The organism is Nostoc sp. NMS9 (assembly GCF_017114995.1).
Taxonomy (GTDB): Bacteria; Cyanobacteriota; Cyanobacteriia; order Cyanobacteriales; family Nostocaceae; genus Nostoc.
Genome location: NZ_JABXKL010000077.1, coordinates 24,964 through 33,022, shown reverse-complemented (window position 1 = coordinate 33,022; position 8,059 = coordinate 24,964). Strand labels below are relative to the sequence as shown.

The following is an 8,059-nucleotide window of genomic DNA, read 5'->3' as shown; positions in this document are numbered from 1 at the left end:
TTTTGAACCCAGACTATTTGCATTATATGTCCTAACTCTCTTGGCGATTGCTATATATATTCAAAGAGTGATTCTGAATTATTTTCTACAATAACTTTAGTGGTAGATAAAGGAAAAAGTGTTTTAGGATAATCTTCTAAAAGATATTGCACACTATTAGAAATAGTCATTTAACTCACTTTTGTAGAATGTGCAATATTATACCAGATAAAAATAGTTAGTGGCAAGGCAAAATAGTTAAGCGATCGCACTTCCGATTTTGACTAAATAAAAGTGCAATCGCACTAAATATAAATGTTTATTTCGTTGTATATGTCACAAAAATATCCTTTTTCATTTCAACTTCTGCGGGGGCATCTGGATTATAAGCTGGTGATAATAAAAAACTAGCAAATGACGGTAAAGGAACTCCAGTTTTAGAACTACATGAGGGATAAAATAATGTGTAAAATGGCTCGGCTACAGAAGGAGTACTAAGTTTAACTTCCATCGCACTTGCTAAAGCCTGAGCGCGGCTTTTAGCATCTTTCATAGCTGATTGATAAACTGAACTCTGCAAAGCTTGACAGTCATTAACTGCGTACTCAACACCTACACTTTTGACAGAAAGGTTTTCAATTTGGCTTGTGGACTTGTTCGCTGTAGCAACAATTTCCTGGACGCGATCGCGTGTTGGTTTTTCTAGTCTCACCAATATCTTGGCGTTATTCTCACTGGAATTAGGGTTAATTTGCACTTGAATTTTATCAGCCCTAATGCCTTTAGCAACTAAGCTATCCACTACAGGCTGAAGAGTTGCTTTAGTTAGGGATTTTTTGCTTGGTAAAGATTCTGCTGCTGTTTTGTAATTAAAAAGTAGAGTCGGTGAGGATATGCGGCGGGTTTCAGGTAGAGATGATGGTTGCGTTTGTAACTCATCATTGCTACCTCCGCTACTGAATACCAATTCAATATCCGCTGTATCTGCTGGCACTTTCACTACCCCTTGACCGATTACCATTAATGAATGGCGATCGCTTGCTGGTGGGTAAAATAATTGGGCATTAGTTATTTTGGGTGTTAATGCTTCCAGCCCGACACTCACGGAAATACCTAGCATTAGAGCAGTTATTTTTCTCATGTCCTGGGAATATCCTTTGAACTTACTAATTGTCAAAGTTTACACCTCAAGAGGAATCTACTTAAAAAAATATTGAGCTAATTCCACAGCCTTTATTCGTGGGATTAGCTCAAAAATTCAAAATTCACTGCGGAGGTTATGATATCTCAGCAGAGAGCCAAATCTTGTTAGAACTGTTAACCAAACCAGTGAGAGGGTTCACAAGCTGGTTGAACTGTTTCACAAACACGATGGCTAATCCAATCTGACTTTTCTTGAACGATTAAACAAATACCTTGGTGAATTAAATTCTGTAAATGTAGCTGCTGTTCTAAGGGCTTACGAGGCAATTTGTAATAAGCCAAGCTTCCTTGTTCAGCCTCCGCTAGCGGAATCTGTTCGTCAGACATGACGCTGTAAAAGGAGGGAATGCGATTAAGGACGAAAGTAATTAGCTCTTGGCGTAAATCAGGAATCGCAAAGGCTTGCTGATATGGATGGGATGGATATGTATTCAAAATACTTTCAATTTCTCCCACTATTGATTGTTGTGTTAAATTAACTACCGTTTTCATGATGTTTAAACTCCTTTTTTAATCAAGTCAATGCTTGGTGGAGAAAATAACTTTTTTAGATGGCAAGCTCGTGATGACAATCAGTTAAAAGTAATTCAACTTACAGATGCAATCAACCCCGAAACTAGCCTCTTATCTTGGTACAATCTTAGACATTTGGCTTTACTTATTTTAGTTAAAGTTTATACTGTCTCACACCATGACTTATTAAAACAGCGTCCAAGAAGCTGGTAAATTACTGACATTTTATATTTATAATCTTAATTATTTCAAATTTTTGCCACGAAAGCAAAAATCTACATAAAACGCAGCATTAAGGCTAGGGGATCAAGACTAACAGCAATCAAATAACTTGAATTATGAACAAGTTTTTCATGAAGTTAAGCTTTTTGGGTTTGCGGCAAAATTTGCTATTTCATCTAAAAAACTTATCCGTTGTACTTTGATTTAGTCAGTTATAAAAATACCGACTCCCTATAGTGCAAAATCAGTCTAGCGACAGATGAAATGATTGTGTAAAAACGTTTAAAAAGTTCACATTATCGAAAGGTAGATGACGTAACTGATTATTAATTTCATCAGCCGCAGCTAATCCAGAAAGCATCGCACCTTCTACAAGATTGCCCCTACACCAATCACCACAGCAAACTAAAGGTAAGGGAGTTCCGGCAGACAAAAAAGCTTCGTGCCAAGGACGGCTAGGAAAGGCATAACGCCAACGATGTACTTGCATCCATTCGGGAGTATTCAGCCAAGGAAGGGACAGAGATTCAGCTGCTCGTTGCAACATATATTGTCCGGCAGGTTGTAAATCCTGTGATTCGAGATGACGTTGGGCAAAATCAGCGCTACTTTGCACCACAAAATGTGGTTGTTGAGGGTTAGGACGCTTGCTACTGTCTAAACCAATCCATGCTAAATCAGCATTATCCACAAAAGTTAGAGCTTTCCACTGAGGGAGGGGTTGAGATATACAAGAATATCCAGCGATCGCACTAATCGAAGGATAAAATTCTACAGAACGCAAGTTATCAAGAAAGACTGCATCTAATACACTTGCACCCAAAGGTGACAACAGCATCACAGCTTGAGGTGCAGGAATAGCGACGACTATAGCTTTTGCAGTTAATTCTTCGTTACTAGATTCGAGAGTCAGACACCAGCTATTTTCGAGAGTTGGAGTAATAGCAATGACACGCTGATTCAGTAATATTTCTAAACCTGGAGCGAGGGATTTAGCGATCGCACTCATTCCCCCAGGTGCAACATAACGCGGACTGCGGTTATTCGATTCAGATAAAGGAGCGTCTGCTGTGAGTTCGTAAACCTCATCTGTCCAAACTTCCAGGATATGGCGCGATCGCAATATCTCCACAAAACGTCCCAACAATTCACCCTTTGGCTTCAGGTAACAAGCCCCATGATCTGCTAAAGTTCCATGTAAGCGGCGTGTAGCTAGTCTTCCTCCCAAACCACGCGACTTTTCCACCACTACCACCGAATATCCAGCTTGACTTAACTGCTGGGCGCAGACTAAACCGGCAATTCCGGCACCAATCACTGCAATATCAGTCATGAGTCAATAGTCCTTAGTTAGTTATTGGTCATTAGTTATTGGTTATTATCAAAGGACAAAATTATTACTAATGACTGCTGAAAGCTAATAGTAGAATAAGGTACAGAAAGCTGCACGGAAGGGAGGAAGGGAAATTGGATGAAATGAGGGCGGCGCTAGAGTTAGCGACCGAAGAAGAATTGCAAGACTTAACGGCAATTCTATTTAGTCGTAAGTTCAATCCCTTAGACTATGTACACACACCCGAACCCATCGAAGTGCAAAGCCAAGACCGCAAAGCTTGGTTAGACGCACTAGAGGGCCGCTTTCGTTTTTTGGCGGCAGATGGGATGACAGTATTACGGGGACGCACAGGGCAGGTAACTTACCGACAAGCGTTAGTTCAAGTATGTAAGTATCTAAAAATTCCCTATTCTCATCAGCTGGCAACCATTGATTTAGAAGCAGAAGTATTTTTGCATCTGCTAGGACAGGTGTGGAAAAAATTGCCGGAACAGGAAAAGCAAAAATTGACTGTACAGGTGCAGCGTCAGCTGCTCAAATCAGAACTAAAACAACCCCTACCACTTTTATTACAACGTGACCCCTTGGGGTTGCTTTTCAAAGGCGGTAGTGCGCTAGCGGTTACTTCTCTTCTCCAGCCACTTGTACTTAAGCAAATTGCCCGTCAATTTGCCATCCACTTTGCTACTTATGAAGTAGCCAAACAAGCCGCAATTACAGGCTCAGAAGCAGCTGTAACACAATTTCAAAGTTATGTAGCGATGCAAATGGCGCAACGGGGTATGACAGTGAGTGCAGCTCGTTATGGGGCAGCCCGCACGATGTTTGCCGTAATTGGCCCGATGATGTGGACTTGGTTTATTGCGGATTTAGGCTGGAGAGCGATCGCTACTAACTATGGTCGAATCATCCCCACTATCTTCGCCTTAGCTCAAATTCGCCTCACCCGTGAGGAATGTTGGGAGCCAGCTTGAACAAGGTTTTTGACTATTTCAAATCTCGTTGGCAATCTTCTTGGAACTACTCTCTATGGGCACTGTTAATCTTCCCATTGAGTCCTTTAGTGGGGGCTGTGACTGTAGGTTTTGTCTCATTAATAACTTGGCTGAAACAATCCCGCAAAATTAATCGCCGCCCCCTCAACTGGGGATTTGCCCTATTGAGTTTTTTGCTGATCGTGAGTGCTGGCTTTGCCCAAGACAAAACAGCAGCTTTCCTCGGCTTATTTAATTTATTACCATTCTTTTTACTTTTCGCTGCCCATAGCGCTCTGATTCAAACATTTACCCAATTGCGGCAAATGGCTTGGGTTTTGGTGATTGGTTCCATGCCAGTAGCAATTATGGGCTTGGGACAATTATTTTTAGGCTGGAGTTTCAAGTTCCAGTTTGTGTGGGTTGTGTTTAGTTGGACAATCAGACCAGGCGGAAACCCACCAGGTCGTATCGCTTCACTTTTCTTGCACGCTAACACCTTCGCAGCTTATCTAGTAATAGTTTTCATCCTTGGTCTAGGGTTGTGGATTGAACAATGGCGATTGAGCATAAGAGGCAGAGGGGCAGAGGGGCAGAGGGGCAGAGGGGAAAGACTTACTGCAACTTTTGCTCTGCTACCCCAGTCCCCAGTTCCCTTTCTCTTCCTAACTCTGGCGGTGATTACAAATTTCATTGCCTTAATTTTCACCAACTCGCGTAATGGGTGGGCGATCGCTATTTTTGCCTGTTTAGCTTATGCACTCTACCAAGGTTGGCGCATTCTTGTAGGTAGCGTTGCTGCGATCGTTTCTAGTATTCTTTTAGCGGCTTTTGCTCCCTCACCAGTCGCTCACATTTTTCGCTGGGTAGTTCCTGCCTTCTTTTGGGCAAGGTTAAATGACGATATGTATCCAGATAGACCAGTCGCTTTAATGCGACAAACTCAGTGGGAGTTTGCCTGGTCTTTAGCTCAACAACATCCTTGGACTGGTTGGGGATTACGCAGTTTTAGTACACTTTACAAAGCAAAGATGCAGATTCCCTTGGGTCATCCCCATAACTTGTTTTTGATGTTATCTGCTGAAACTGGTTTTCCCAGTGCTTTTTTATTTTGTGGCTTACTAGCTTGGATTTTGATTACAAGTGTCCAATTACTGCAAAAGTCAAAATATATAAATACAGGAGACAAATTGATATTTTTCAGTTATCTTCTGTCCTTTGTTGGGTGGATTTTATTGAATACAGTAGATGTAACCCTCTTCGATTTTCGTTTGAATGCGCTTTCATGGCTAATTTTGGCTGCCATTGCTGGAGTAGTACATCATTATCACGAAAAAGACAGGCTTGCATCTCATCAAAATTAGCTATTAGTTTTTTCAGTGTATGCACTGGGGACATTGAGAGTTTTAAGTTAATAAGATTGTTATATTCACGTCTGTGAGTGTGACTAATACCTAATTAGTCACTGTTGCTGATTGTTGGGAAGGTGTAGGGACATCCCTTTGGGGTTTTCCTGCATGACGGGCATCTCTTGTAGATGCCCTTTTGTATATTTATTATTTTTCTTTAGTTAAACACCATCTTAAAAATATTGAATTTGACGCAATATCTGAAAAATTTTATCTTTCATAAAGGAACATAAAACATGATTGCTGAAATTAAACTAGGTCTTTGTAACCCACCAGAACCTATTTATTTATATGTGAAAAAAGGAGAATTAAGCGGGGAATCCTACCTATGGTATAATTATGATATTAATAATAAAATGACTATTCCTGTGCAGCAAAAAGGCCTGACTGGTTATCTATCAGATATTAAATTAACGACGAAAGAGTTTAGAGAAAAGGACAACATTAAGTTAGACATTGTTGTTAGAGCGGATGAAATTTATATTGTTAGGACTGGAATAGAAACGAACTTTGCTAAAAGTTTTCTTTTAGCTGCATCACTAATCCAGGATTTTTCCAAGCCCTTGATTATCGCTGCAACTGCTGGAGAAGAGAATGTGGTTTTTTGTAACCTCTACGACGCAGCAACTAAAACCAGGATTCATTCTGAATGGAACAAAGATGCTGATTGGCTAGCAATAATTGATAGTATTCAAACTAGATTGCAGACATCTAAAAATTCCCATATCGTCTCTGGTGAACCAATATTGTTCTAGGAAAACTAGAGAGGCGGGGAAGTTAGTTAAGGAATTTATTTCCCAGATTTATTAGCTAAAACCTAACAAAATTAAATTACTCACTAACGGAATGATGATGTGTTTTTTAGCTATGGCTCTAAGCCTTGGCTACGTTTTTCTTGGATGATTTGTTGTAGCTCATCTACTGAATTAAGACGTTTGCCATTAGACTGAACATGTAATGCTAGGGCGTGAATTGCTTCTGTATCGCCACGATTTTGTAAGATATAATCTCGCAATTGCTTGCGTGTCATTTCTCTAAAGTTAGGCTTATTCATAATCAACCTCTGCTTCTGGATTAATTACTAAAACTGTCTCTTCACCTGCTATTACTACGATGTTATCTGTTCGCTCATCTAAGCTAACTAGGTAAACCGGGAGATACATTCGCGTTAGCCAAGTCAAGACTCTGTATAACTGTTTCAATTGTTCTGAGGTTGGCTTCATTCACCGCTAAACTTAAGCTAAACAGAAGTTGAAACTTTATTATGACCGATAACCTTTATGGTGTAGTATCAATTCTTTGTAAAACTGCACAAAATTAGGCTTGGTGATACAAGCGGCTTGAGCAAGTTGTTCTATCTATGCAACTCACAGATAATCGGTGTAAGCTCTCGGTAAAATGGGTGTGTCGGTAACGAAAAAAAGACGCCTCCATAACCAACCTTATGCTCACAACAGCTAACTTTCTTCAGTACACCCAATGGTCAGGTATAGCTACATTGGTATTTGCTGCCTTGACATTTTTGGCTTTTATTCTCAAATGGGGCATCCGCTTTCGGCTGGTGGGTACGACTGGCTTTATGCTGGTGCTGACTGGTGGTTTATTTGCACTCTCAATAGTCCCCTTGAGTCGGACTGTGATTCCAGGAGCAGCCCGGTACACTCTAGTTTATGACAATGGCTCAACACAAGCAGTGATTGCTACATCACCCCAAATTACACCCACACAATTAGAAGCAACTTTACGTCAAGCAGCTAGTAATCTCTTTTCTTATGGTCGCTCAGGTACACGGGAAGACGAAAATTTGACAGTTCGCGCCCGTACCATTATCCACCAGGAAACAGGGATTTCTGTCCCAGTTTACTTGGGTGAGGTCAAGCGATCGCTCGTTTCTCATCAAAATTCCCCGGTAACAGTCAACATTTACACAGACAATTTCGCCAAATTGCCAAAACCTACTGCTTAAGAAGGAGGGGAGCAGGGAAGCAGGGGAGCAGAGGAGAAGTAGCAGTAAGTCTTTCCCCTCTGCCCCTCCGCACCTCTGCCTCTTGTGCCCAATGCCCAATGCCCCATGCCCCATGCCCAATCCCCAATCCCAGAGAACAAAAGTAATTTACCTGTTATCAGGATGACAAAAATTATTTTGTATTTACTGATACATTAATGGTTATTTTTAGATTAAGATATTCACACTTTAGTGGTTATACTGTGGGAAAAAGTTAATCAGCGTGGGGTAATGGGTACTGATAGTTGTAATTTGTCAGTTGTTGTCCTAATTGCCCCTGTTGCCATTTTCAAAATTCTTTGCAGCAAATCAAGGGGTTGTAGGGGAATATATTTGCATACCTTTACATATATATCTGTAGCTAAAAATTGCACGAAATAGTACGATCGCCTACACATTATCAATTCTCGATTGCTTT

General features: G+C 40.7%; 9 protein-coding genes. 4 read left to right on the top strand and 5 right to left on the bottom strand.

From position 1 onward, the window contains the following. Positions 1-298: 298 nt before the first annotated feature. The 3 genes from HWQ40_RS23805 to HWQ40_RS23795 all read right to left on the bottom strand — a co-directional run bounded on the left by HWQ40_RS23805 (position 299) and on the right by HWQ40_RS23795 (position 3,250). Positions 299-1,120: an SIMPL domain-containing protein gene (locus HWQ40_RS23805; RefSeq protein WP_292782622.1), complete on the bottom strand. Its 822-nt coding sequence runs from the start codon at positions 1,118-1,120 to the stop codon at positions 299-301. A 176-nt stretch (positions 1,121-1,296) separates the two neighbouring features. Beyond that, complete coding sequence (locus HWQ40_RS23800; protein WP_292782619.1) at positions 1,297-1,674, bottom strand: hypothetical protein; 378 nt, start codon at positions 1,672-1,674, stop codon at positions 1,297-1,299. A gap of 487 nt (positions 1,675-2,161) precedes the next feature. Further along, positions 2,162-3,250, bottom strand: a complete 1,089-nt coding sequence (locus HWQ40_RS23795) for an NAD(P)/FAD-dependent oxidoreductase (RefSeq protein WP_292782617.1) — start codon at positions 3,248-3,250, stop codon at positions 2,162-2,164. A 134-nt stretch (positions 3,251-3,384) separates the two neighbouring features. On the opposite strand from HWQ40_RS23795, the gene HWQ40_RS23790 reads away from it, so the two are divergent. The 3 genes from HWQ40_RS23790 (at position 3,385) to HWQ40_RS23780 (ending at position 6,391) form a co-directional block, all read left to right on the top strand. After that, positions 3,385-4,227, top strand: coding sequence for a YaaW family protein (locus HWQ40_RS23790; protein WP_292782613.1), 843 nt, complete (start codon positions 3,385-3,387; stop codon positions 4,225-4,227). Next, positions 4,209-5,591, top strand: coding sequence for an O-antigen ligase family protein (locus tag HWQ40_RS23785; RefSeq protein WP_292782610.1), 1,383 nt, complete (start codon positions 4,209-4,211; stop codon positions 5,589-5,591). Before HWQ40_RS23790 ends, HWQ40_RS23785 begins: the two co-directional genes overlap by 19 nt. A 281-nt stretch (positions 5,592-5,872) precedes the next feature. Next, a complete protein-coding gene (locus HWQ40_RS23780) occupies positions 5,873-6,391 on the top strand; it encodes a hypothetical protein (RefSeq protein ID WP_366934026.1) in 519 nt (172 codons plus the stop codon). 110 nt (positions 6,392-6,501) lie between these two features. Here HWQ40_RS23780 and HWQ40_RS23775 read toward each other — a convergent pair whose 3' ends face one another. Together HWQ40_RS23775 and HWQ40_RS23770 are read right to left on the bottom strand one after the other, a co-directional pair. Then, positions 6,502-6,690, bottom strand: a complete 189-nt coding sequence (locus HWQ40_RS23775) for a hypothetical protein (protein WP_292782607.1) — start codon at positions 6,688-6,690, stop codon at positions 6,502-6,504. After that, a complete protein-coding gene (locus tag HWQ40_RS23770) occupies positions 6,683-6,859 on the bottom strand; it encodes a hypothetical protein (protein ID WP_292782604.1) in 177 nt (58 codons plus the stop codon). The genes HWQ40_RS23775 and HWQ40_RS23770 overlap by 8 nt, the downstream gene beginning before the upstream one ends. 221 nt (positions 6,860-7,080) lie before the next feature. Between HWQ40_RS23770 and HWQ40_RS23765 the strand changes: the two genes are divergently transcribed. Beyond that, the gene (locus HWQ40_RS23765) at positions 7,081-7,602 is read left to right on the top strand and encodes a Ycf51 family protein (RefSeq protein ID WP_292782601.1); all 522 of its coding nucleotides are present in this window, start codon (positions 7,081-7,083) and stop codon (positions 7,600-7,602) included. Positions 7,603-8,059: the final 457 nt, after the last annotated feature.